The organism is Enterobacter sp. FUJ80071, from assembly GCF_038739915.1.
GTDB classification, from domain to species: Bacteria; Pseudomonadota; Gammaproteobacteria; order Enterobacterales; family Enterobacteriaceae; genus Enterobacter; species Enterobacter kobei.
In genome coordinates this window covers 3,544,141-3,564,670 of sequence record NZ_JBBXKH010000001.1, presented here as the reverse complement: position 1 = coordinate 3,564,670, position 20,530 = coordinate 3,544,141, and the positions used below count along the sequence as shown (strand labels likewise).

Annotated in this window: 23 protein-coding genes and 4 pseudogenes; 18 read left to right on the top strand and 9 right to left on the bottom strand. The window is 53.4% G+C overall.

Annotation, left to right across the window (positions count from 1 at the left end; genetic code table 11):
* Window positions 1-34 precede the first annotated feature (34 nt).
* Window positions 35-724: a uracil-DNA glycosylase gene (gene ung / locus AAER43_RS17245; protein WP_014884854.1), complete on the bottom strand. Its 690-nt coding sequence runs from the start codon at window positions 722-724 to the stop codon at window positions 35-37.
* A gap of 314 nt (window positions 725-1,038) precedes the next feature.
* Here ung and grcA point away from each other — a divergent pair, with 314 nt between their 5' ends.
* Window positions 1,039-1,422 (top strand): autonomous glycyl radical cofactor GrcA, encoded by a 384-nt coding sequence (grcA, locus tag AAER43_RS17240; RefSeq protein ID WP_014884853.1) that lies wholly within the window; start codon window positions 1,039-1,041, stop codon window positions 1,420-1,422.
* Between the two features lie 52 nt (window positions 1,423-1,474).
* Here grcA and srmB read toward each other — a convergent pair whose 3' ends face one another.
* The gene (gene srmB / locus AAER43_RS17235; RefSeq protein WP_014884852.1) at window positions 1,475-2,803 is read right to left on the bottom strand and encodes an ATP-dependent RNA helicase SrmB; all 1,329 of its coding nucleotides are present in this window, start codon (window positions 2,801-2,803) and stop codon (window positions 1,475-1,477) included.
* A gap of 132 nt (window positions 2,804-2,935) precedes the next feature.
* Here srmB and AAER43_RS17230 point away from each other — a divergent pair, with 132 nt between their 5' ends.
* Window positions 2,936-3,673 (top strand): tRNA1(Val) (adenine(37)-N6)-methyltransferase, encoded by a 738-nt coding sequence (locus tag AAER43_RS17230; protein ID WP_014884851.1) that lies wholly within the window; start codon window positions 2,936-2,938, stop codon window positions 3,671-3,673.
* Here AAER43_RS17230 and nadB read toward each other — a convergent pair.
* On the bottom strand, window positions 3,658-5,277 hold the full coding sequence (nadB, locus tag AAER43_RS17225) for an L-aspartate oxidase (RefSeq protein WP_023331098.1): 1,620 nt from the start codon (window positions 5,275-5,277) through the stop codon (window positions 3,658-3,660). The genes AAER43_RS17230 and nadB overlap by 16 nt on opposite strands.
* Before the next feature lie 423 nt (window positions 5,278-5,700).
* On the opposite strand from nadB, the gene rpoE reads away from it, so the two are divergent.
* The 5 genes from rpoE (at window position 5,701) to AAER43_RS17200 (ending at window position 10,045) form a co-directional block, all read left to right on the top strand.
* Window positions 5,701-6,276: an RNA polymerase sigma factor RpoE gene (gene rpoE / locus AAER43_RS17220; RefSeq protein WP_006176728.1), complete on the top strand. Its 576-nt coding sequence runs from the start codon at window positions 5,701-5,703 to the stop codon at window positions 6,274-6,276.
* A gap of 31 nt (window positions 6,277-6,307) precedes the next feature.
* Window positions 6,308-6,958, top strand: a complete 651-nt coding sequence (gene rseA / locus AAER43_RS17215) for an anti-sigma-E factor RseA (protein ID WP_014832926.1) — start codon at window positions 6,308-6,310, stop codon at window positions 6,956-6,958.
* Window positions 6,958-7,911, top strand: coding sequence for a sigma-E factor regulatory protein RseB (gene rseB / locus AAER43_RS17210; RefSeq protein ID WP_023331097.1), 954 nt, complete (start codon window positions 6,958-6,960; stop codon window positions 7,909-7,911). Before rseA ends, rseB begins: the two co-directional genes overlap by 1 nt.
* Entirely contained in the window at window positions 7,908-8,384 is a 477-nt protein-coding gene (gene rseC, locus AAER43_RS17205; protein WP_014884848.1) for a SoxR-reducing system protein RseC, read from the top strand. The genes rseB and rseC overlap by 4 nt, the downstream gene beginning before the upstream one ends.
* Window positions 8,385-8,815: 431 nt before the next feature.
* A complete protein-coding gene (locus tag AAER43_RS17200; RefSeq protein WP_342702011.1) occupies window positions 8,816-10,045 on the top strand; it encodes a site-specific integrase in 1,230 nt (409 codons plus the stop codon).
* Here the strand turns inward: AAER43_RS17200 and xis are convergent.
* The 6 genes and pseudogenes from xis to AAER43_RS17170 all read right to left on the bottom strand — a co-directional run.
* Window positions 10,023-10,307 carry an excisionase Xis gene (gene xis / locus AAER43_RS17195; RefSeq protein WP_022651668.1) on the bottom strand — a complete coding sequence of 95 codons (285 nt, stop codon included), beginning with the start codon at window positions 10,305-10,307 and terminating at the stop codon, window positions 10,023-10,025. The two genes, AAER43_RS17200 and xis, sit on opposite strands and share 23 nt — an antisense overlap.
* A 46-nt stretch (window positions 10,308-10,353) precedes the next feature.
* Window positions 10,354-10,596, bottom strand: a complete 243-nt coding sequence (locus tag AAER43_RS17190; protein WP_042889500.1) for a DUF4060 family protein — start codon at window positions 10,594-10,596, stop codon at window positions 10,354-10,356.
* Window positions 10,583-11,230: a hypothetical protein gene (locus AAER43_RS17185; protein WP_342702010.1), complete on the bottom strand. Its 648-nt coding sequence runs from the start codon at window positions 11,228-11,230 to the stop codon at window positions 10,583-10,585. Before AAER43_RS17185 ends, AAER43_RS17190 begins: the two co-directional genes overlap by 14 nt.
* On the bottom strand, window positions 11,223-11,567 hold the full coding sequence (locus tag AAER43_RS17180; RefSeq protein ID WP_342702009.1) for a hypothetical protein: 345 nt from the start codon (window positions 11,565-11,567) through the stop codon (window positions 11,223-11,225). Before AAER43_RS17180 ends, AAER43_RS17185 begins: the two co-directional genes overlap by 8 nt.
* 34 nt (window positions 11,568-11,601) lie before the next feature.
* Window positions 11,602-12,751: pseudogene (locus AAER43_RS17175) on the bottom strand (RecT family recombinase).
* Window positions 12,726-14,060 (bottom strand): annotated as a pseudogene (locus tag AAER43_RS17170) (PD-(D/E)XK nuclease-like domain-containing protein); the annotation flags it as partial. The pseudogenes AAER43_RS17175 and AAER43_RS17170, both read right to left, overlap by 26 nt.
* 25 nt (window positions 14,061-14,085) lie before the next feature.
* Between AAER43_RS17170 and AAER43_RS17165 the strand changes: the two are divergent.
* The 11 genes and pseudogenes from AAER43_RS17165 to lepA form a co-directional block, all read left to right on the top strand.
* A pseudogene (locus tag AAER43_RS17165) lies at window positions 14,086-14,226 on the top strand (DNA methyltransferase); the annotation flags it as partial.
* A gap of 70 nt (window positions 14,227-14,296) precedes the next feature.
* A complete protein-coding gene (locus tag AAER43_RS17160) occupies window positions 14,297-14,512 on the top strand; it encodes a class II holin family protein (RefSeq protein WP_000286102.1) in 216 nt (71 codons plus the stop codon).
* On the top strand, window positions 14,512-15,048 hold the full coding sequence (locus AAER43_RS17155; protein WP_050863251.1) for a lysozyme: 537 nt from the start codon (window positions 14,512-14,514) through the stop codon (window positions 15,046-15,048). The genes AAER43_RS17160 and AAER43_RS17155 overlap by 1 nt, the downstream gene beginning before the upstream one ends.
* Entirely contained in the window at window positions 15,045-15,560 is a 516-nt protein-coding gene (locus AAER43_RS17150; protein WP_342702008.1) for a hypothetical protein, read from the top strand. Before AAER43_RS17155 ends, AAER43_RS17150 begins: the two co-directional genes overlap by 4 nt.
* Before the next feature lie 118 nt (window positions 15,561-15,678).
* Entirely contained in the window at window positions 15,679-15,882 is a 204-nt protein-coding gene (locus AAER43_RS17145; RefSeq protein ID WP_048244212.1) for a hypothetical protein, read from the top strand.
* A gap of 34 nt (window positions 15,883-15,916) precedes the next feature.
* Window positions 15,917-16,906: a terminase small subunit gene (locus AAER43_RS17140; protein WP_332951441.1), complete on the top strand. Its 990-nt coding sequence runs from the start codon at window positions 15,917-15,919 to the stop codon at window positions 16,904-16,906.
* Window positions 16,884-17,081: pseudogene (locus AAER43_RS17135) on the top strand (terminase family protein); the annotation flags it as partial. The gene AAER43_RS17140 and the pseudogene AAER43_RS17135, both read left to right, overlap by 23 nt.
* 13 nt (window positions 17,082-17,094) lie before the next feature.
* Complete coding sequence (locus AAER43_RS17130; protein WP_342702007.1) at window positions 17,095-17,859, top strand: hypothetical protein; 765 nt, start codon at window positions 17,095-17,097, stop codon at window positions 17,857-17,859.
* A gap of 82 nt (window positions 17,860-17,941) precedes the next feature.
* A complete protein-coding gene (locus AAER43_RS17125; RefSeq protein WP_342702006.1) occupies window positions 17,942-18,181 on the top strand; it encodes a hypothetical protein in 240 nt (79 codons plus the stop codon).
* Entirely contained in the window at window positions 18,181-18,570 is a 390-nt protein-coding gene (locus AAER43_RS17120; protein WP_342702005.1) for a S24 family peptidase, read from the top strand. Before AAER43_RS17125 ends, AAER43_RS17120 begins: the two co-directional genes overlap by 1 nt.
* Window positions 18,571-18,724: 154 nt before the next feature.
* The gene (lepA, locus tag AAER43_RS17115) at window positions 18,725-20,524 is read left to right on the top strand and encodes a translation elongation factor 4 (RefSeq protein WP_014884847.1); all 1,800 of its coding nucleotides are present in this window, start codon (window positions 18,725-18,727) and stop codon (window positions 20,522-20,524) included.
* Window positions 20,525-20,530: the final 6 nt, after the last annotated feature.

Here is a 20,530-nt window from a genome sequence, read left to right as displayed (position 1 = left end):
CAATGTGCCGGGTCTGACCCGGCACATTCAAATCCTACTCGCTCTCTGCCGGTAACACTGGCATCCAGTCAATTGGCGTTTCGCCACGTTTTTCCAGCCATTCATTCGCCAGAACAAAGTGATTACTGCCGAAGAAACCGCGATGTGCCGACAGCGGAGACGGGTGCGGCGCTTTTAAAACGTGATGGCGCTGACGGTCGATAATCGCCCCTTTCTTCTGCGCGTGAGAACCCCACAGTAAAAACACCACGCCTTCACGATGTTCGTTGATCAGGCTAATAACCTTATCGGTAAAGGTTTCCCAGCCCAGGCTGGCGTGAGAATGTGCCTGACCCGCCCTTACAGTGAGTACCGTATTTAACAGCAGCACACCCTGATGCGCCCAGCTTTCCAGGTAACCGTGGGTGGGGCGGGTGAAGCCAGGAACGGTTCCCTCAAGCTCTTTATACATATTGAGCAGAGAAGGTGGGATAGCCACGCCCGGACGGACGGAGAACGCCAGCCCGTGTGCCTGACCCGGGCCGTGATACGGATCCTGGCCAAGAATGACCACCTTTACATCGCTCAGCTCAGTGTAACGAAAGGCGTTGAACACATCTTTCTGCGGCGGATAAATCGTCTGCCCGGACTGACGTTCAGCTGCAACGGTGCTGAGTGTATTGATAAAATAGGGTTGTTGTTTTTCTTCTGCCAGCACATCGTGCCATGTCAACGGTGTGGTCATCTCGCTCTCCTGCGAATCTCATTCTGTGTCTAGCTTACCTGTTAAACGCCAGTGAGCAAAATGACGCGCTGAAATGCACGCTAAGTAACTAAATTTATTTTGAAAAGATACACAACCAGTTGAATTGGTAAGGTGCTGAAATTGATCTAAAACAATAAATTCAAACCACACTCTTTATGTGGTTGGTGTTTTTGTTGATTTAAATCAATAAATCACCGGGGTGCGAGTGATATATATACACACAAGAAACAATGGTTTTACCAATTGGCCGTGTGAGGCCGACACCAGTTAATGTAGCCTAAGGGAGGCAACACATGATTACAGGTATCCAGATTACTAAAGCTGCAAATGACGATCTGCTCAATTCTTTCTGGCTGCTGGACAGCGAGAAAAACGAAGCACGCTGCGTGGTTGCAAAAGCCGGTTTTACTGAAGATGAGATCGTGCCAGTGAGCAAACTGGGCGAAATCGAATATCGTGAAATCCCAATGGAAGTGAAGCCGGAAGTGCGCGTGGAAGGCGGTCAGCACCTGAACGTTAACGTTCTGCGTCGCGAAACGCTGATGGATGCCGTTGAGCACCCTGAAAAGTACCCACAGCTGACTATTCGCGTGTCTGGCTATGCGGTTCGTTTTAACTCACTGACCCCAGAGCAGCAGCGCGACGTTATCGCGCGTACCTTTACTGAAAGCCTGTAAGGTTCCAGTTTCGGGGGGGAATAAAAAAGCCGGGGAAATCCCCGGCTTTTTCTTACTCTTCAGTTTTCGTATCCTGCGCGGCAGCGCTTGGCTTACGACGCTTACCAATGTTTTTGGTATCGCGGTGGCGTTGCTTAACGCGCGGCTTCTCTTTTTCTTTCTCTTTTCTCTCAGCGCGTTTTGCGAGTGCTTTCTTGGACGGTTTGCCCGTCATTTTTTCACTCGGCGCGCGGGTAGTTGGGCGCAGGCCGTCAATGACGCGAGATTTCAGCGGCTCATCAACATAGCGACCAATTTTTTGCAGCAGCAGGTGATCGTGCGCTTCAACCAGTGAAATCGCAGTACCTTTACGTCCGGCGCGACCGGTACGGCCAATGCGGTGCAGATAGGTATCACCACTGCGCGGCATATCGAAGTTGATCACGTGGCTCACGTCCGGAATGTCGATCCCACGCGCGGCAACGTCTGTCGCCACCAGCACGTTCACGCGGCCATCGGTCAGGCGTTTGATGCCTTCGGTACGCTTAACCTGCGCCATCTCACCTTCGAGGTAGCAGTTATTAATGCCCGCATTACGCAGCATTTCTGCCAGCTCGTGCACGCGCTCGCGTTTACGCACAAAGACGATGGTACGCAGAGCATCTTCCTGCTTCAGCAGGTGCTTCAGTAATTCGACCTTGTGCTCAAGGTTGTCCGCACGGTAATACCACTGGTGGATCTTCTTGCGCTCACGCGTAGAGGGCGTCGCAGAGACTTCAACCGGATCTTCCAGCAGACGCTCGGCGAAATCTTTAATCGCGTCCCCTTCAAGGGTGGCAGAGAACAGCATCGTCTGGTTACGCCAGCGCGTCTCGCCCGCAATATGTTCGATATCCTGTGCGAAGCCCATGTCCAGCATGCGGTCGGCTTCATCCAGAATCAGCGTTTCTACCGCGCGGCAGTCGAAGTTCTCTTCTTTAATGTACTGCAGCAAACGGCCCGTCGTCGCAACAACGATATCCTGGTTTTCGCTGAACACTTCGGCGTGGTTCATATACGCCACGCCGCCGGTAATAGTGGCGATATCCAGATGGGTGTTAGCCGCCAGCTCACGCGCGTGATCGGCAACCTGCATGGCCAGCTCGCGCGTAGGCGTCAGGATCAAAATACGCGGTGGGCCTGATTTTTTTCGTGGAAAGTCGAGCAGGTGCTGCAACACAGGCAGCAAATAGGCTGCTGTCTTCCCCGTGCCGGTTGGCGCAGAACCGAGCACATCGCGGCCCTCAAGCGCAGGCGGAATGGCCGCTGCCTGAATGGCGGTCGGGCGTGTAAAGCCTTTGCTCTCAAGTGCATTGAGCAGGCTTTCATCGAGTTCAAGTTCGGAAAAAGTCGTTACAGTCATGTTCTACCTCTGTGTGGGGCGCTGATTATAGACGTTACGGCTGTAATCTTCATCTGTTTGTATGGATATCGCTTTGCGGTGCCTTCGCTTTCCCCTATGCTACTCCAGTTTCACTTAGAAGGTTGCCCTGACATGTCTCAACTCAAAGCGCAGTTGCGCCGCGATGGTTTTACGTTTAAACAGTTTTTTGTCGCCCACGATCGCTGTGCCATGAAAGTCGGCACCGACGGTATTTTACTGGGAGCATGGGCCCCTGTCGCAGGTGTTAAACGTATTCTTGATATCGGTACCGGCAGCGGGCTGGTGGCGTTGATGCTGGCCCAGCGTACGGAAGAGCATGTCACGATTGATGCCGTTGAGCTCGATGCGCAGGCTGCAGGGCAGGCGAGTGAAAATGCGGCCGAATCCCCCTGGGCAGACCGGATTCGCGTTCAATGTGCGGATGTGCTGGTCTGGGCGCCTGAACAAACTGCGCGTTACGATCTTATCGTCAGCAACCCTCCTTACTACGCGCCCGGTGTCGAGTGTGGTACCCCTGAACGTGAACAGGCGCGTTATACCGGTTCACTCGATCATAAAGCACTGCTTACCAGCGCGGCTGAACTCATCACTGAAGAGGGATTTTTTTGCGTAGTGTTGCCAGAAAGCACGGGTAATACATTTATTGGTCTGGCGCAGGAGATTGGCTGGACATTACGTTTGCGAACTGACATTTCTGATACGGAAGGACGACTGCCGCACCGCGTGCTGCTGGCGCTCTCGCCAAAAGAAGGTGAATGCTTTAATGACCGTATGGTGATTCGAGGGCCAGACCAGCGTTATTCCGAAGATTACACTGCTCTGACCCAGGCATTTTATCTGTTTATGTGAACCTGCGGAGCCAGTATCGACGGGCCGGATTCAGCAAGCTGATCCGGGTAGTCCAGGGTGTAGTGCAAGCCGCGGCTCTCTTTACGCATCATGGCACAGCGAACAATCAGCTCGGCAACCTGCACCAGATTGCGCAGCTCCAGCAGATTATTGGATACGCGGAAATTGGCATAATATTCATCAATTTCCTGCTGCAGCATAGTAATGCGGCGCAACGCACGTTCCAGACGTTTTGTGGTGCGCACAATCCCCACGTAGTCCCACATAAACAGCCGTAGCTCATGCCAGTTGTGCTGGATCACGACCAGCTCGTCCGGGTTATCCACGCGGCTTTCATCCCAGGCAGGTAAGTGCTCGGTCTCGCGGGCGTAAGGCATGCGTTTCGTGATGTCTTCCGCCGCTGACCAGCCGTACACCAGACACTCAAGCAGCGAGTTCGACGCCATACGGTTCGCGCCGTGAAGGCCGGTATAACTCACCTCGCCGATAGCATACAGACCTTCTACGTCGGTGCGCCCGTGATCGTCAACCATCACGCCCCCGCAGGTATAGTGGGCCGCAGGCACAATGGGCACCGGATCGCGGGTCAAATCAATCCCCAGGTTCAGCAGCTTTTCGTAAATCATCGGGAAATGCTGGCGAATAAATGCGGCTGGCTTATGGCTGATATCGAGATACATGCAGTCCACGCCCAGACGTTTCATTTCATGGTCGATGGCGCGGGCAACGATATCGCGAGGGGCGAGCTCGCCACGCGCGTCAAAGTCCGGCATAAAGCGGGTACCGTCAGGGCGTTTCAGATAAGCGCCTTCACCGCGCAGAGCTTCCGTCAGCAGGAAGTTGCGCGCCTGAGGGTGGAACAGGGCTGTTGGGTGAAACTGATTAAATTCGAGATTCGCCACGCGGCAGCCTGCGCGCCAGGCCATGGCGATACCGTCTCCGGAAGCGATGTCCGGGTTAGTGGTGTACTGATACACCTTTGAGGCGCCGCCCGTCGCCAGTACAACGGCCTTCGCCTGACAGGTTTCAACCTTCTCTTTATTACGGTTCCAGACCCATGCACCCACCACGCGACGCGGACCAGGCAGGCCAATCTTGTCGGAAATAATCAGGTCAACGGCATTACTGCGCTCAAGAACCCGAATATTAGGATGGTTAAGCGCTTTACCCACCAGCGTGGTCTCCACCTCTTTACCGGTGGCATCCGCTGCGTGCAGGATGCGGCGGTGGCTATGGCCGCCTTCGCGCGTCAGGTGGTAGCTCTCTTCACCGTTAGGCTGAATCTGGGTATCAAATAATACGCCCTGATCGATGAGCCACTGAACGCAATGGCGGGCATTGCTGGCAACGAACTCTGCGGCGTGCGCATCCACGATCCCGGCGCCGGCAATCAACGTATCTTCTACGTGCGACGCTATGCTGTCGGTCTCGTCAAACACGGCGGCAATACCGCCCTGGGCATAAAATGTGGAACCTTCACTTATCGGTCCTTTACTCAGAACGATAACGTTTTGATGTTCGGCAAGGCGCAGCGCCAGAGAGAGACCGGCAGCGCCGCTACCGATGATCAGGACATCACAATGGAGTTCAGATGTTGTGTTCATGATTGTTGTTTAATTTACTAAACATTGTTGGGTCAGAATAGCACCTGAGTGCGATTTATCGCACGTTTTTTTTAGAGGTTGTTGCAATGGCTAAACGCGTAAGGCGGAGTAAATAGCGGGTAAAGGAATGAAATTATTTTGCGAAGCAGATCGTTAGCGTCAGATTTTGTGATGAAATAAAGACTGGGTTGCGTTACTCTTCTCGCGGGAAAAAGATGTTTCTTGTCAGAAAGTGGTGCGTATCGTGAACAGACTTATAATGAGAGAAAATGAACAGTCTGCGGCGCGATGAACAAAAACAAAGGCGTTACGGAACTTATTGACGATCGGACACTCTAACTCGGTGCTTGCTCAAAGTGCGGTGTTTTTAGAGTGGCGTTTCGATAACGCGTGGAATTTAGGTTTGGGGAGACATTACCTCGGATGAGCGAGCAGTTAACGGACCAGGTCCTGGTTGAACGGGTCCAGAAGGGAGATCAGAAAGCCTTTAACTTACTGGTGGTGCGCTACCAGCATAAGGTGGCGAGTCTGGTTTCCCGCTATGTACCGTCAGGTGATGTGCCTGATGTGGTGCAAGAGTCTTTTATTAAGGCCTATCGCGCGCTGGATTCTTTCCGGGGAGATAGTGCTTTTTATACCTGGCTGTACCGTATTGCTGTCAATACGGCAAAGAATTATCTGGTTGCTCAGGGGCGTCGTCCGCCGTCCAGTGATGTAGACGCTATCGACGCCGAAAACTTCGAAAGTGGCGGTGCGCTGAAAGAAATTTCGAACCCTGAGAACTTAATGTTGTCAGAAGAACTGAGACAAATTGTTTTTCGCACGATCGAGTCGCTCCCGGAAGATTTACGCATGGCAATTACGTTACGGGAGCTTGATGGTCTGAGCTATGAAGAGATAGCCGCTATCATGGATTGTCCGGTCGGCACGGTGCGTTCACGAATCTTCCGTGCGCGAGAAGCTATTGATAATAAAGTTCAACCGCTTATCAGGCGTTGACGATAGCGGGATACTGGAAAAGGTATTAGGCATGCAGAAAGAAAAACTTTCCGCTTTAATGGATGGTGAGACGCTGGATAGTGAGCTGCTCAACGAGCTGTCTCATTCTCCCGAAATGCAAGAGACCTGGGAGAGTTACCATCTCATCCGTGACACGCTGCGCGGCGATACCGGCGAGGTTCTCCATTTCGATATCTCTGCCCGCGTGATGGCGGCCATTGAGAATGAGCCTGTTCATCAGACCACTCCGCTGATTCCTGAAGCTCAACCTGCACCTCACCAGTGGCAGAAAATGCCGTTCTGGCAAAAGGTGCGTCCGTGGGCCAGCCAGCTCACCCAAATGGGGGTTGCTGCATGCGTATCGCTTGCAGTTATCGTTGGCGTCCAGCACTATAATACTCAGTCTGAAACTAATCAGCAGCCAGAAGCGCCAGTGTTTAACACACTGCCGATGATGGGCAAAGCGAGCCCGGTTAGCCTGGGCGTACCGGCTGATGCTTCCGCCAGCGGCGGTCAGCAACAGCAGGTGCAGGAGCAGCGCCGTCGCATTAATGCGATGTTGCAGGATTACGAGTTGCAGCGTCGTCTGCACTCTGAACAGCTTCAGTTTGAGCAGGCCCAAACCCAGCAAGCTGCTGTGCAGGTGCCCGGAAACCAAACTTTAGGAACGCAATCGCAGTAATGAAGCAACTTTGGTTCGCCATGTCTCTGATGGCGGGTAGCCTGTTCTTCTCTGCCAACGCCTCGGCTGATGTTTCATCCGGGGCGTTGTTGCAGCAAATGAATCTGGCCAGCCAGTCACTCAATTACGAGTTGGCATTTATCAGCATTAATAAGCAGGGCGTCGAGTCGTTACGCTATCGTCATGCCCGTCTTGATAATCAGCCACTCGCCCAGCTTTTACAGATGGATGGTCCGCGTCGGGAAGTTGTCCAGCGAGGCAACGAAATCAGCTATTTCGAGCCCGGCCTGGAGCCTTTCACGCTCAATGGCGACTATATCGTTGATTCTCTGCCGTCACTCATCTATACCGACTTCAAGCGGCTGGCCCCTTACTACGATTTTATTTCGGTAGGGCGTACGCGCATCGCAGACAGACTGTGTGAAGTGATCCGCGTGGTTGCTCGCGATGGCACGCGCTACAGCTATATCGTCTGGATTGATGCGGAAACCAAGCTGCCGATGCGTGTGGACCTGCTTGACCGCGACGGTGAAACGCTTGAACAGTTCCGCGTGATCTCCTTCAGCGTGAACAATCAGGTTGGCAACAGCATGCAGAATCTGGCCAAAGCCAGCCTGCCGCCGCTGCTTTCTGTTCCGGCAGGGGATTCCGTTAACTTCAACTGGGTTCCTTCCTGGATCCCGCAAGGCTTTAGCGAAGTGTCCAGCAGCCGTCGTCAGTTGCCAACTATTGACACGCCCGTTGAGTCGCGCCTCTATTCCGACGGTTTGTTCAGTTTCTCGGTGAATATCAACCGCGCAACGGCAAACAGCTCTGAGCAAATGCTTCGTACCGGACGTCGCACGGTGAGCACCACGGTACGTGATAACGCAGAGATCACGATTGTGGGTGAATTACCTCCGCAGACGGCGAAGCGCATTTCAGACAGCATTAAATTCAGGGCCGCGCAATGATTAAAGAGTGGGCAACCGTCGTCTCGTGGCAAAATGGTGTTGCGCGAGTCAGTTGCGATGTCAAAGCCTCATGCAATAGCTGCGCATCCCGTGCCGGGTGCGGCAGCCGCGTGCTGAACAAGCTTGGGCCGCAAACGTCGCATACTATCTCTGTGCCAAGTGAACAGCCGCTGGTGGCGGGGCAGAAGGTTGAACTGGGGATTGCGGAAGGCAGTCTGCTCGGTTCCGCGATGCTGGTCTATCTCTCTCCGTTGGTCGGGTTATTTATCATGGGCGGCCTTTTCCAGACGCTGTTTGGTACCGATGTGGCCGCCATGTGCGGTGCCGCGTTGGGGGGCATCGGGGGATTCTGGCTTGCTAAAGGTCTCTCACCGAAGCTTGCCGCGCGCGAAGAGTGGCAGCCTGTCATTCTCAGCGTTGGGTTGGCACCAGACCAGCTTCGTGTCGAGACGCTCTCTTCTGAGGCCCGATGATCCATCGGGCTTTATCAATTTTTACGCCCTAATACAGAAAACGCCCTTTCTTCACGCTATACCTGTCTCTAAGTGCATTTCCAGGTAGCGAGGATGTAGTGTAGAATGCTGCGTTTTCGCACTGAAAAACGTCAGGCTAAGAACAGCGGCCTCCAGGAATTCGTAAGGCATAATTATTTAACTATATGAAGAACATACGTAACTTTTCGATCATTGCTCACATCGATAATTGATACCCCGCCAGCCCCCGCAAACCCCCGACAAAAACACCTCAAGATCCCCATCAAATCAGCCTTTCCTAAAACAATACTGTTTGCATGTACAGTCAACCTACGACATCATAAGTCATGGTTTTTGTGTCCACCAGCGCGTCCATATCCTATGATGGACACATCACCGCCCGTTCTGATGGACACACGCAGGGACAAATCATGGCTATTTCAGATAGTTATCTAAAGTCGTGCCTTGGGCGCGAACGAGACAAAGTTGAAGAAAAGGCAGACCGTGATGGTCTGTGGGTACGCATCTCCAAAAAGGGGGCCGTTACTTTTTTCTACCGATTCCGCTTCCTGGGCAAACAGGACAAGATGACGATCGGCAGCTATCCGGAGTTCGGGTTAAAAGCCGCTCGCGATGAAGTCGCTAAGTGGGCCGCCATTCTTGCCCGTGGCGAAAACCCACGGATCAGGCAAAGCCTCGACAAAGCCAAGATTAACAGCCAGTACACCTTCGAAGAGCTGTTTCGCGAATGGCATTCAATAGTGTGCGTTCAGAAAGAAACGGCAGGTCAGATTTTACGTACATTCGAATTGCACGTTTTCCCCAAGCTCGGGAAATACCCTGCACATCAGCTCACGCTGCACAACTGGCTCACCGTCCTGGACAGATTGGCCCAAGGATACAGTGAGATCACCAGGCGCGTAATTAGCAACGGCCGACAGTGTTATTCCTGGGCGGTAAAACGGCAACTGCTCGAGGTTAATCCGCTATCCGAAATGTCTGGCCGTGATTTCGGCATCCAGAAACAAATGGGCGAGCGAACCCTGGACCGCAAAGAGCTGGCGATAGTCTGGCGAGCCATTGAGGATTCCCGCCTCATTGAGCGCAACAAAATCCTCTATAAATTGTCACTTATATGGGCGTGCAGGGTCGGCGAACTCCGGCAGGCTGAAGTCGCACATTTTGATTTTGAAGAAGGGATCTGGACTGTTCCATGGGAAAACCACAAGACAGGGCGGAAGACAAAGAAACCAATAATTCGACCTATCATTCCGGAAATGCTCCCGCTGATAAAACGGGCCATTGAGCTGGCGCCTGGACGCTTTGTTTTTTCAAAATACGAAGACAAACCGATGAGCGAAGGCTTTCACATGAGCATCAGTAGCAACCTGGTTAAGTTCATGCTGAAGGCTTATAACGAGCAGGTCCCACACTTTACTATTCATGACCTACGCAGAACTGCGCGAACGAATTTCTCAGAGCTAACAGAGCCTCATATCGCCGAGATAATGCTCGGGCACAAGCTGCCAGGTGTGTGGTCGGTGTACGACAAGCATACCTATGTTGAGGAAATGAGAGTGGCATATGGTAAGTGGTGGGCCCGACTTATGAGCATCGTCGAGCCCGACATTCTGGAGTTCACGCCGCGTCAGGTCGGGTGAGACGGCCTTTATCATCACGGGTTAGATTCAGGTGAGACATCGGCTTACGGGTTGATCGTGACATCTCTTTAATCTGCCAGGCGGTGACTTTGGTTCTTAGCCATTTATTGGGGCCGCCCATGTAAGCGCAATCGGGCTCAGGAAATGGGTTCTCGTTTGGGGCTCTTTTCCTGTAGCGTTCGAGTGTACGTGAGGAAATACACAGCTGCCCGCAGATGTCTTTGGTGCTCATCAGCTCAAATTTATTCGTTGCTTTGCTCATCTTTGTTCTCCAAGGGCCCCAACTGGGGCCGTTTGATAATTCTTTATCAGGACGCCTGGCCGGGAAGGGCACGCAAGCGGCGCATGCCTGTCATTGCCGTGGCCACATAGCTCGCCTTGCGGTTCACCACCTCCACCCAGACCTTCACGCCTTCAACCTTCACCGTATACGTCTCTTTCATTTTGCTGCGCCCATATTCGCCGTATCTTTGCTGGTGGGCAGCCAGCGCGATGTCGCATGCCTGACGCGCTAACGGTGATTGCTGGTTACCTCGATTAATCAGTCGCATGAAGATCTCCTTCGATACGTTTAAACTCGATCACCCAGACCCAAGGATTTCTATCCCATTCACCAGAGCCGTAAATGGAATCCCAGAGCGTAGCGAAAGACCCCCTGGCGCTTAGCTGGTGCTGCGTCCAGCCGGGCTGGTAATGTTTCCAAAAACCTTCACGAAGTCGGGCAACCCCCTCTGACCGGGCCTCTTCTTCGCTGATGCTCTTTAACTGCTCAACCCGAACGCCGGTAATCTCCAGCGTGATGCGGGACGCCCAGCGCGGCATGTGGATGCTGGGTGTCCAGCGGACATCCTCAGCTGGCGGCACGTTCTCGTAATGAGTTGGAACATGCGCAGGGTAATTCGCACGATAAAGTTTCAGATCCGGGGCGCTGGCTCCAGCCTCTGCCCACGTCTCCCGCACCCAGATGCGATCGCCGGGCTTACCGAAAGGGCAAGCCACATGCGCAAAGTTTTTGTTCGTCTCTCGGTCTGATGAGCCTGACCCATATAGCCAGCCTTTCCAGGAAAAACCTGAACCTGCTGTTAATTCCGGTTGTGGGTTAACTGGGCGACGCGTCTGCGTCTTCCGACCGTCTAGAATGGCGCGCACCATCTCGCCGTTAAAAATCATGCCGCGCTCAGTCATTCCAAGCCTCCAGCTCGTTCTGAATTTCGTCGTCGATCTCTTCAGTTGTAGCGAATTCGCTTAGGTTGGCGTAGGCTTCCCGCTTGTACTGCCCGCGGCGCTCGTCATACCAGGTGGAAAACTCTGGCGACCAGCCATGATGATGCCCACAAAAATCAACCCGGGCGCTGTCTTCTGCCATACGCTCAACCATGCAGTCAGCAGTTGTCAGGGCGGATTCACGGATATAGCCGCGGAGATCGCGCTTACGCCACCACGGACTCACCTTTGAATCACAAAGGCCTTTGAACTCAACTTCCCAGCGGCGGATACAGCGTGCTTTTAATGATTTGCTCATATCGTTACCGGGAGGGCGGACCCTCCCGCCTCCCTTAGTCCACGTATTCCGGTTTCATATCCGCCAGGGTGATGCTGAACTGATCGTGCAGTTCGTCGCCCAGGTGACGCTTTGAAGATGCCAGCACGCGCTCGGCCTCCGCGAATCGTTCGGCTGCATTCGGCTCGTCGGGCTGGGGCAGTGAGTTGATCGCCGCTTCCACCTTGTTCCGTGCATCAACAAGGTAATAACGCTTCACTGCTTTGTTTTTCAGCTCGGTGAAGAGTGCGGATCCCAGCGTAGCTTTCGCGGTTTCGATGTCGGCACGCAGCGCTTTGGCGCTATCCACATCCTGAGCGGCCTCAATGCGGTCGCGGAAATCCTTGGCCAGAGTGTCGATATTTACAGATGGCTCCTGAGAATCCTGCGTGTTTACTACATTTTCACCTTTGATATCAGTCAGGCTCATTTTCTGAGCCGGTGCCGGATTAATTTCCCTTTCGGTGGGCTGCTCAATCTCATCAGGCGTGTAAACGCCCAGGATCACGTGTGGGCAGTACAAGCGAGCCCAATATTTTACGCCGAGGTAGGCTATTTGCTGGTCGGGCTTTGAAACCCACAGCGGCGAATTCCGAGTAACCACCTGCGACAGGTAAAGAGGTTTATCCCATGTGATTTCACTTTCCCCACGAAGAATGGCTCCGACTTGAACGTAGAGCCCTTCTTCGTCTTCATCATTCCAGTCGCGAACGCGTTCGGTAACGGTGTACTTACCGTTCTTACCCATTTTTTCGCGGGACACTTCTTTGGTTTTGGTGCAACGTTCCCAGTCTCCGCCGTAGCGATAATGAAAACGGCCATGAATGGCGCTGGAACTAGTGATTACGGCGTTAACAAGCTGCGCTTCGTAACCCAACTGCCCGTTGACCAGGTGAGTTTTTTGCGCCACTGCGTAAGGGTTCATGCCCCACTGCATGGCTTGCATAACAATCGCCATACAATCCGCAGGCTTTCCTGCCAGGTGCGCAGGTACTGTAACGACAGACTGAGCCATCAGCCCGGCGAAAGCCTGTAGCTGACCTAATGCCTGAACGTTGAAAATTGAGTTGCTGGCAGAAATAGTGTTTGGAGCCTGCTGCTCAGCAGTTACGATATTCATGTTTTCCATCATCATTCCCCTTATGCCTGAGTACGCAGCACTTCAAGGCGGCGCAGGTCGAAGTCGTTCAGTTCGTCGGTGTAGTCGGTTGTGATTGGTGCTGGCCATTCACCTGTGTCGAATCCGGTTGCGATAGCGCGCATCGCTTTGCGGTACTCGAGCATGCCTAGCTCCAGCAGTTCAGCGGATGCCTCGATGATGGCGATCCAGTGGTAGTTCTCGTCTTTGTTGACGAAAATCCAGAAGAACTGGTCCAGCGCCGCGGTTTCGCAGTACATAGCCGCGCTCAGGTGATAATCACGTTCAATAATTTCCCGGTGCAGCCTGGCGCGCAGGCTTTCCTGCTTAACGTTCCACATGCTGATGGTTTTCAGGTCAGCACCGATACGCACGCCATCCAGGTCGATCTCAAGGTCAGGGCGCACACGAACTTCCAGGCCCGTCTCCTCATCAAAGCCGAAGTAACTCACCTCGACGGCGCGGCTCGGGTGGGTCAGCAGCATGCCGGCGGTCGGGTGTGCCAGAAGCGCTTTTTGAATATTCAGCGCAGTGCTCAGCTGCTGGCGGGTGACCAGCACTTTCCCTTCCGGGTTATCGCGCCAGGCATCCAGCAGCTCGTCGGCAAACACGGCATCTGGTTTGACTGCCTTCACGGCCTGGATCATGTCTGCTTTAGTACCGGACACTTTCAGTGGTGCCGGTTTCTGTGCTTCCTGAGCCACAAGGTCAGGGTTGATGATTGCCAACTGCTCCAGCAACGCGTCACGGCTGCCGCTGGTTTTAACCGGCGGCGGCAGGGTGGCGTTGTACTCTTTGATGCAAGCCTTCATTGCCGTCGCCGTCTGCTTCTGGTCACCATCAATACGCTGGAAGTCAGCTGGCAGCGCCATATAGTTCTGCGCCGTTTCTTCCAGGTTAGCGCCAAGCGGAACCTGCGGCGGCAGGGTGGCGTTGTACTCTTCCAGTAACACCTTGATGTCGTCGGCAGACAGCAGCGCCGTCAGGCTGGCATTGTGCTCATCGATAAAGGCGCGCAGGGTCGCGGCCGTTGTGAATGCGCCTTCCGGGATTACCGGTTCAACGCTGAATTCTGCGTCCAGTTGTTCAGGCTGCAACGCCAGCGCATGCACCAAGTTGCCCATGTCCAGCACCGCGGAGCGCTCTTTGACGATGGTTTTCTCAACGTGGCGCGCATTGAAGTACATCAGCGACACACGGGCATCTTTCACCTGGGTGGAGCTGATGCCGTTGGCGGCGTGGTAAACCTCGTTCGGCAGCCCTTCATAGCGGCCTGGCTCGAAATAAGCAGGATACTCAACAGCTGGTTGTCCCTGCTGCAGTTCTGGCTCGCTTTGTTCCTGTTCTGGCTCATTCTGGTGTGTGGTAGCTGATTTCTTTATGGGCTCGGGATCAACTGTTAAAGCAGCGATTGAGCTTGGTCGCCAGGCCATCGGCGTAGAACTGGAAGAGGAGCGATTCAACCAGACGGTAAGTGAGGTAAGGCAGCTGGCAGGGGAATAAAAGCTTGGGTCGCTATCGCGGCCCTTTTTATTACCTCAACAGGACACCCGCAACGCAGCGAGGTGAGAGCATGTATCGAATGGAAAAAATCACGACGGGTATTGCATACGGCGCATCAGGAGGGGGGACCGGTTACTGGTTGCTTCAGCTCCTCGATAAAGTCTCCCCATCTCAATGGGCGGCCATTGGTGTGCTCGGTAGCCTCATGTTTGGTTTGCTGACGTGGTTAACGAGTCTGTACTTCCAAATCAAAGCGGATCGCCGCAAAGCTGCGCGGGGTGAATGATGTCGAACAAAGCAAAGCTCAGCGCAGCAGTGCTGGCGCTAATCGCGTCAGGGGCATCTGCTCCACTCATTTTCGACCAATTCATCAGCGAGAAAGAAGGCAATGCGCTGGTGGCCGTTGTTGATCCGGGTGGGGTCTGGTCTTTATGTCACGGCGTGACCGTTATAGATGGCAGGCGTGTTGTTAAAGGCATGACGGCCACTGAGGAACAATGCCGGAAGGTCAACGCTATCGAGCGTGATAAAGCGCTTGCCTGGGTAGATCGCAATATCAAAGTGCCTCTGACAGAGCCGCAGAAGGTAGGCATCGCATCTTTTTGCCCGTACAACATCGGGCCGGGTAAATGCTTCCCGTCCACGTTCTATAAGCGCATCAATTCTGGTGACCGGAAAGGGGCCTGTGAAGCTATCCGCTGGTGGATTAAAGATGGCGGCCGTGATTGCCGACTAACCAAAGGCCAAAAGAATGGCTGCTATGGGCAGGTCGAGCGGCGCGATCAAGAAAGTGCGCTGGCGTGCTGGGGGCTGGACCAATGAAAATTAATGCAGGTCTTATCGGCGTTGTCGTTATTGCTGGCCTTTCGGTCGCTCTCGTTAAGAGTTGCTCAAACGCCAGTAGCCTACAGAGCGATAACGACGTTCTGCGAAGTGACAACTCTTTGCAGGGGCAGGTAATCGCCACCCAGGCATTCAACTTCAATCGGTTCAATCAGGTTGCAGAACATGCCAATAAGCTTAACTCCCTGATCGACACCAGCACCGAAGAAACCGTAATCGAATACCGGGAGATTCTCCGTCGTGAAAAAACCTGTGATCTGCCTGTTCCTGCTGATGTCGCTGGTGGGCTGCTCGAATACGCGCACCGTTTACGTGCCAGCGCAGTGCACGCCGATACCGACGGACCTGACGCAGCCGATGATAGTACCGCTGCCGCCGGCTCAATAACGTACTGCCAGGCTGTGCTCTGGATTAAGCCGCTGCTGGCCGTGATTGAGAAGGGCAACAATAACCTGGCTGGTATACGGCAGATTGAGCAAGAGCGGCGATGAAGCGACAGCAACTCAAGGGCATGAGCGCAGCCACTGCGAGAGTGTGGCAGGCATTACAGCAGGCATTCACTGAGTGCCTGTGATAATGCACAATAACTCCTCGTCATATGGAGGGGTTATGGAAGAGAAAGAGCAGTGGTTTTTTTCATGGAATGCTTACGATGCAACCACATGGGAGCACTTACCGGCGTATTCGTATGGTGAAGTCTACAGTTGCGATGGTGGACAATCCTCAGGTGAAATATTCGAGTCCTTAATGGCTGAAAAACAGAGGCTGCGAGAAAACCTCTGGATACAGTGCGTAGCATTCAACAAAGTTTAACCGCCTCAGGGCGGTTTTTTTATTGGAGTAAGCAATGGCAAAACCGGACTGGGGCGAGCTTCAGCAACGGTTCCTGTCCGAACATGCCGCAACCGGCGTATCACCGAAGGAATGGTGTGAAGCGCAGGGACTGAACTACGCTACCGCACGTCGATATATCAAAAAACCTTCTGCGCAAACTGCGCAAAAACCTGCGCAGAAAAAAATGCGCACTGCGCAGAAAGATAAAAGCGCAAATGAGCTGGTGGATGATGATGGACTTACCGCTCAGCAGCGCTTATTTGTCGCGGAATACCTGAAGGACAACAACGCCACCGCTGCCGCTGCACGTGCTGGTTATAGTGACCCAAACTACGGTCGCCAGCTCATAACGAATCCTAACGTTGCCCAGGCCATTGCGCGGCAGCAGAAAGCCTCCATTGCGCGCACGCTTGGCAGTGCCGATGAGGTCCTCGCGCAGATGTGGCAGCTCGCCACCTTCGATGCAAACCAGCTTTCACAATACCGTCGCGGCGCGTGTCGTTACTGCTGGGGCTTCGGTCACCAGTACCAATGGCGCGATATGGTGGAGTTCGAAGAGAAGCGGCTGGAAGCTACAGAACGCGATAAACGCGAGCCCGTCGATGTTGGTGGTTACGGCTATGACCACACCCGTGAGCCTAACCCTGCTTGCCCGCGCTGCAATGGCGATGGCATTGGCCAGCCTTACTTCGCTGACACCAGGAAACTCCCCCCTGACGCTGCTTTGGCATATTCCGGCGTCAAGCTAGGGAAGAATGGTGTCGAGATAACGGCAATCAGCCGCGAACGTATGTACGAAGCCGTAATGAAGCGCCTGGGCCTGGCCGATAGCGAATTCGCGCAGCGCCTCCAGCAAATCGAAATCGACCGCCGGCAGTTGGAGATTGAGAAACTCCGCAAAGAGCTGGCCGGTGATGGTGATGATGACGAACCAACACCAGTGCAGATCAACATCAACGTAGTGGATGCGAGGGAAGAAGATGGGGATCAGCCCGACACTTAACATTCCTCAGGCGCGCTTTCTCGCGATGGAGCACAAGTTTAAAGCCTACGTTGCCGGGTTCGGCTCCGGTAAAACGTGGGTGGGTTGTGGCGGCATCTGCAAAGGGATGTGGGAACACCCGAAAATCAACCAAGGTTATTTCGCGCCGACGTACCCGCAGATTCGTGACATCTTCTAGAGGAAAGCTTATGGATGCCGGTTCGTTAGGATTTGCATCAGCAAGGCACTTATCTTCCTTTGCCAGCATGACAACAGGTGTTTTTCGCTACACTAGCGGAACTCAATATGCACCTGATACTCATGGAGGGGTAGGAATCCAGGCTGCATATGATGGTTCTCCGTCAGTTACTGCATTTGTATGGAGTAGAATAGGGAGCGCTTATATAAAAAGCGGGACCACTAATAATAATTTTTCATGGGTGAAAGTGTATACAGAGGCTAACACCACAAAAGCGAGCGACGGCACGCTTAAGGCGGCATCACCCGTTGCCCGTGTAGTGAAAAGCCAGGACGGATGTCAACGTGCAGATATTGACGAAGCTGGTTTTGCCTGGTGCGGCTGCGGTACAGCTAACGCCGAGGCAGAAGGTATTAGTATTTCCCGTCTCGATGTAGGTGTTTACGTACTAACCGGTTCAGCAGGGCTAGCTTCCGAGGGGTGGCAATTACTTCCGCCTATGGACCCGGGAGGTATGGGTGAGCTTGGTGTTGTTGAAGCAGAGCAAACAGATAGCGGTGGCCTGACGATTCGTCTTTTTAAGCGCAAATACGTGCTTGGCGATGAAGGCGAAATTATAAAAACAAAAGGGAAGCCGATTGATGTTCCTGTGAGCAGTTGGATCGATGTTCGTCTTGATATGCCAGACAGCAGCATCTGGAATAAGCGTCAGGCTGAGGCCGGAAAAGTGAAAGAAATTTCTGACTTTGAAAATCAGCAGGATGCGCGATCATAAACGCAATTTTTCATTTGCCATGTTGATCCTTCTTTAAAATGAAATTACTGTATATAAATACAGTAATTAATCGGAGGGTATCATGCCTCGTAAACCGGACATCAATGCGGCCTTCGTGTCCGCTGTTCAGCTAAGCCAGAAGGGATACCGTTACCTGAGAACAGACAGCTTCTTACAGAAGTTGCGGGGCTTAAATTGGCACTTTACCCGTGCCGATGCAAATTCATGGATAGAGCGCAATCAGCCAGGCTTCGCAGATAAGACGACCGACGGAAGCGACAACCGTTATTGGATCCTACGTAACATGGGGAGGGTTTTTTAATGGGCTTTCCTTCGCCAGCTACGGATTACGTTGAACAGCGTATATCGCTTGACGAGCGCATCATCACCAGGCCAGCGGCTACGTACTTTATGCGGGCCGGTGCAACGCATTACCGGGAAGGTATCCTCAACGGTGCTTTGCTGGTTGTCGACGCGTCACTGTCTCCATGTGATGGTTCATTGCTGGTTTGCACAGATAGCGGTGAGTTTAGGATTAAGCGGTATCGCACACACCCGCGGCCACACCTGGAAAACCTTGAGAACGGTAAACGGGAGAGTTTGCCAGATAAGGATGAGGTATCCGACACTTCGCGTCCGATATTTGGGGTGATCACGTATATCATCAACGACGCGCGGTCTGGCGAGTTCGACGACTGCCCGGTGATGTAACATCGTATGTTAATGAAGAGATCGTATGCTGACGATTTCGGCGCTACAGTGTAATATGCAGGCCAGTCGTTGATGGGGTAGTTACTGTGGGATGTCCACCGCTGTGTCCATCAAGAACCAATTATCTGCATAGCGAGTTAAAAAATTCATATTTATGAAGAACATAAGAAACTTCTCCATTATTGCTCACATTGACCACGGTAAGTCGACGCTGTCTGACCGTATTATCCAGATTTGCGGTGGCCTGTCTGATCGTGAAATGGAAGCCCAGGTTCTGGACTCCATGGACCTGGAACGCGAACGCGGTATCACCATTAAGGCGCAAAGCGTTACGCTGGATTACAAAGCGGCTGATGGTGAAACCTATCAACTGAACTTTATCGACACCCCAGGCCACGTTGACTTCTCCTATGAAGTATCACGTTCGCTGGCGGCCTGTGAAGGTGCGCTGCTGGTCGTCGATGCCGGGCAGGGTGTTGAAGCCCAGACCCTGGCAAACTGCTATACCGCGATGGAAATGGATCTCGAGGTTGTGCCGGTTCTGAATAAAATCGACCTGCCAGCTGCCGACCCTGAACGCGTCGCGGAAGAGATTGAAGATATTGTCGGCATTGACGCGACGGATGCCGTGCGCTGCTCCGCGAAAACCGGTGTGGGCGTGACCGATGTGCTGGAACGCCTGGTGCGTGACATCCCGGCCCCGGAAGGCGACCCGGATGGCCCACTGCAGGCGCTGATCATCGACTCCTGGTTCGATAACTACCTTGGTGTTGTCTCTCTGGTGCGTATTAAAAACGGCACCATGCGTAAAGGCGACAAAATCAAGGTGATGAGTACCGGACAGGTCTACAACGCCGACCGTCTGGGTATCTTTACGCCAAAACAGGTTGACCGTACCGAGCTGAAATGCGGCGAGGTAGGCTGGCTGGTTTGTGCCATTAAAGACATCCTCGGCGCGCCAGTGGGCGATACCCTGACCGGTGCGCGTAACCCGGCAGATAAAGCGCTGCCAGGCTTTAAAAAGGTGAAACCGCAGGTTTACGCGGGTCTGTTCCCGGTCAGCTCAGATGACTATGAAAACTTCCGTGATGCGCTCGGTAAATTGAGCCTGAACGATGCTTCCCTGTTCTACGAGCCAGAAAGCTCAACGGCGCTGGGCTTCGGTTTCCGCTGTGGCTTCCTCGGCCTGCTGCACATGGAGATCATTCAGGAGCGTCTGGAACGTGAATACGATCTGGATCTGATCACCACCGCACCGACCGTTGTGTATGAGGTAGAAACCACCTCGAAAGAAGTGATCTACGTCGATAGCCCGTCCAAGCTGCCGCCGCTGAACAATATCCACGAACTGCGTGAGCCGATTGCAGAGTGTCACATGCTGCTGCCACAGGAGTTCCTGGGCAACGTCATTACACTGTGTATTGAGAAGCGTGGCGTGCAGACCAACATGGTCTACCACGGTAACCAGGTGGCGCTGACCTATGAAATCCCGATGGCGGAAGTGGTACTCGACTTCTTCGATCGCCTGAAGTCTACCTCCCGTGGCTATGCGTCCCTAGATTACAACTTCAAGCGTTTCCAGGCCTCCAACATGGTGCGTGTGGACGTGCTAATCAACGGTGAGCGTGTGGATGCGTTGGCCCTGATCACCCACAACGACAATGCGCCGTACCGTGGTCGCGAGCTGGTTGAGAAAATGAAAGATCTGATCCCGCGTCAGCAGTTCGACATCGCGATTCAGGCGGCCATTGGTAACCACATTATCGCGCGTTCTACGGTGAAACAGCTGCGTAAAAACGTTCTGGCGAAGTGCTACGGCGGTGACGTCAGTCGTAAGAAAAAGCTGCTGCAGAAGCAGAAAGAAGGTAAGAAGCGTATGAAGCAGGTCGGTAACGTTGAGCTGCCACAGGAAGCATTCCTTGCCATTCTTCATGTTGGTAAAGACGGCAAATAACCTTTA

Excerpts from the sequence above, each read along its gene's own strand:
- ung (WP_014884854.1), bottom strand. The coding sequence starts at position 724 with ATGACCACACCGTTGACATGGCACGATGTGCTGGCAGAAGAAAAACAA.
- grcA (WP_014884853.1), top strand. The coding sequence starts at position 1,039 with ATGATTACAGGTATCCAGATTACTAAAGCTGCAAATGACGATCTGCTC.
- srmB (WP_014884852.1), bottom strand. The coding sequence starts at position 2,803 with ATGACTGTAACGACTTTTTCCGAACTTGAACTCGATGAAAGCCTGCTC.
- AAER43_RS17230 (WP_014884851.1), top strand. The coding sequence starts at position 2,936 with ATGTCTCAACTCAAAGCGCAGTTGCGCCGCGATGGTTTTACGTTTAAA.
- nadB (WP_023331098.1), bottom strand. The coding sequence starts at position 5,277 with ATGAACACAACATCTGAACTCCATTGTGATGTCCTGATCATCGGTAGC.
- rpoE (WP_006176728.1), top strand. The coding sequence starts at position 5,701 with ATGAGCGAGCAGTTAACGGACCAGGTCCTGGTTGAACGGGTCCAGAAG.
- rseA (WP_014832926.1), top strand. The coding sequence starts at position 6,308 with ATGCAGAAAGAAAAACTTTCCGCTTTAATGGATGGTGAGACGCTGGAT.
- rseB (WP_023331097.1), top strand. The coding sequence starts at position 6,958 with ATGAAGCAACTTTGGTTCGCCATGTCTCTGATGGCGGGTAGCCTGTTC.
- rseC (WP_014884848.1), top strand. The coding sequence starts at position 7,908 with ATGATTAAAGAGTGGGCAACCGTCGTCTCGTGGCAAAATGGTGTTGCG.
- AAER43_RS17200 (WP_342702011.1), top strand. The coding sequence starts at position 8,816 with ATGGCTATTTCAGATAGTTATCTAAAGTCGTGCCTTGGGCGCGAACGA.
- xis (WP_022651668.1), bottom strand. The coding sequence starts at position 10,307 with ATGAGCAAAGCAACGAATAAATTTGAGCTGATGAGCACCAAAGACATC.
- AAER43_RS17190 (WP_042889500.1), bottom strand. The coding sequence starts at position 10,596 with ATGCGACTGATTAATCGAGGTAACCAGCAATCACCGTTAGCGCGTCAG.
- AAER43_RS17185 (WP_342702010.1), bottom strand. The coding sequence starts at position 11,230 with ATGACTGAGCGCGGCATGATTTTTAACGGCGAGATGGTGCGCGCCATT.
- AAER43_RS17180 (WP_342702009.1), bottom strand. The coding sequence starts at position 11,567 with ATGAGCAAATCATTAAAAGCACGCTGTATCCGCCGCTGGGAAGTTGAG.
- AAER43_RS17160 (WP_000286102.1), top strand. The coding sequence starts at position 14,297 with ATGTATCGAATGGAAAAAATCACGACGGGTATTGCATACGGCGCATCA.
- AAER43_RS17155 (WP_050863251.1), top strand. The coding sequence starts at position 14,512 with ATGTCGAACAAAGCAAAGCTCAGCGCAGCAGTGCTGGCGCTAATCGCG.
- AAER43_RS17150 (WP_342702008.1), top strand. The coding sequence starts at position 15,045 with ATGAAAATTAATGCAGGTCTTATCGGCGTTGTCGTTATTGCTGGCCTT.
- AAER43_RS17145 (WP_048244212.1), top strand. The coding sequence starts at position 15,679 with ATGGAAGAGAAAGAGCAGTGGTTTTTTTCATGGAATGCTTACGATGCA.
- AAER43_RS17140 (WP_332951441.1), top strand. The coding sequence starts at position 15,917 with ATGGCAAAACCGGACTGGGGCGAGCTTCAGCAACGGTTCCTGTCCGAA.
- AAER43_RS17130 (WP_342702007.1), top strand. The coding sequence starts at position 17,095 with ATGGATGCCGGTTCGTTAGGATTTGCATCAGCAAGGCACTTATCTTCC.
- AAER43_RS17125 (WP_342702006.1), top strand. The coding sequence starts at position 17,942 with ATGCCTCGTAAACCGGACATCAATGCGGCCTTCGTGTCCGCTGTTCAG.
- AAER43_RS17120 (WP_342702005.1), top strand. The coding sequence starts at position 18,181 with ATGGGCTTTCCTTCGCCAGCTACGGATTACGTTGAACAGCGTATATCG.
- lepA (WP_014884847.1), top strand. The coding sequence starts at position 18,725 with ATGAAGAACATAAGAAACTTCTCCATTATTGCTCACATTGACCACGGT.